Raw genomic sequence first — 1,822 nt, forward strand, 5'->3', positions numbered from 1 at the left:
CCAACCAAGTAGTCATAGATTAAGCCAAAAAATCTTGGACGATTTGGAGGATTCTTTGGGATGCTTGTCCATCTCCAAAAGGATTAATTGCATTAGCCATACGATCATAGGCGATTTTATCCCCTAATAATTCTCCCGCTTGTGCTAAAATTTGCTCTGGATTAGTACCAATTAATTTCGCTGTTCCCGCTTGTACTGCTTCCGGTCTTTCCGTGGTTTCTCGCAATACTAAAACCGGTTTTCCTAAACTAGGGGCTTCTTCTTGAATGCCCCCAGAATCAGTTAATAATAAATAACAGCGTTGAATCGCCCCCACTAACTCGGCATAATCGAGAGGTTCAGTTAAAAATACCCTGGGATGATTGCCCAAAGCGGACTGTATTGGTTCTCGGACGGTGGGATTGCGATGGAGGGGTAATAATAGGGCTGTATCGGTATATTTTTCTAACAACAAAGTGAATCCTTTGATAATATCCTGTAAGGGTTCGCCCCAATTTTCCCGGCGGTGAACCGTGGCTAATAAAACCCGATAATCTGACCAATTTAAGCCCGCAATTTGACATTCTGGCGCGGTTTTGGCTACGGTTAATAAAGCATCAATAACCGTATTGCCGGTGTGGTGAATATTTCCTGTCACCCCAGATTTTTGTAAATTTTCCACGGCTAAAGTAGTGGGAGCAAAATGTAGGGTAGTCAGTTGAGAAATTAGGCGGCGATTAGCTTCTTCGGGATAGGGATTATAGATATCATTAGTTCTTAATCCTGCTTCCACATGGGCGATAGGAATTTGTTGATAAAAAGCCGCTAAAGCAGCAGCAAAAGCAGTAGTAGTATCACCTTGCACAATAATTAAATCTGGTTTTATGCGCTCAAAAACTGTTTCTAAACCGCGTAAACTGCGGCAAGTAATATCAGTTAAGGTTTGACGGGTTTGCATAATATCCAGATTTTCATCTGCTTTTAAAGCAAATAATTCCATCACCTGCGCTACCATTTCTTTATGCTGTCCCGTCAGAATTACATGGGTTTGAAACTGTTCCGATTCTTGAAAAGCACGAATAACGGGAGCTAATTTAATCGCTTCGGGACGAGTTCCAAGAGTAATACAAATTGATTTCGACATATTATTATCAGTTATCAGTTATCAGTTATCAGTTATCAGTTATCAGATGTGAGTTTTCAGTTCACTGATTACTGTTGAATGATCCATGAAAATCTATTGAATTGTGCTGTTTTGTCATTTTTCACCGGTGGGGGTTTGTTGAACAATAACTTGGGGATAGAGTTGCATTTGCTGAGGATTTAAAGAAGGTCGAGAGATGGTCAAAACTTTTTGTTTAGCTAACTCTTGAGTCATGGTATCTAAAGTTTGAGCGATACGCAAATTATATTCTAATTGTTCCCCAGAAGAAAGCAAATTACTTAAGCCATCGATTAAACGTCTTAAATTCTCTCGAAATTGGGGATCACCGATTAACTCATCGATATCGGAGGTGATTTTTTGAGTATTTTCAAAAGTCACCCTAGCGGATTCGAGAGTTTTTTGCAGCAGGACTATTGTAGCAGGATCGTTAATAGTTTTAGTAATTTCTCGTAAATTATTCGATGTCTCCACCGCGTTATTCAAAATCGTCTCGATATTTTGCATGACTTGTTTAGTATCAATTTCATCTAAACCTGCATTCAACCTCAGGGCGGTATTATTGAGATTATTAGCGAGACTACCAATACCTAAACTAGCTTGATTAATATTATCGAGAGTATTAACAATTTGTCCCCGATTTTCGCTGAGAACAGCATTGAGATTAGCGACTAATTGGGA

Annotated in this window: 1 protein-coding gene and 1 pseudogene; both read right to left on the reverse strand. The window is 39.4% G+C overall.

Translation table 11 applies throughout. From position 1 onward, the window contains the following. Positions 1 to 19: 19 nt before the first annotated feature. Positions 20 to 1,123 (reverse strand): non-hydrolyzing UDP-N-acetylglucosamine 2-epimerase, encoded by a 1,104-nt coding sequence (gene wecB, locus PX484_RS25245; protein ID WP_159253566.1) that lies wholly within the window; start codon positions 1,121 to 1,123, stop codon positions 20 to 22. 114 nt (positions 1,124 to 1,237) lie between these two features. Continuing rightward, a pseudogene (locus tag PX484_RS25250) lies at positions 1,238 to 1,822 on the reverse strand (MlaD family protein); the annotation flags it as partial.

Source organism: Microcystis sp. M49636_WE2, assembly GCF_030065375.1.
Taxonomy (GTDB): Bacteria; Cyanobacteriota; Cyanobacteriia; order Cyanobacteriales; family Microcystaceae; genus Microcystis; species Microcystis aeruginosa_C.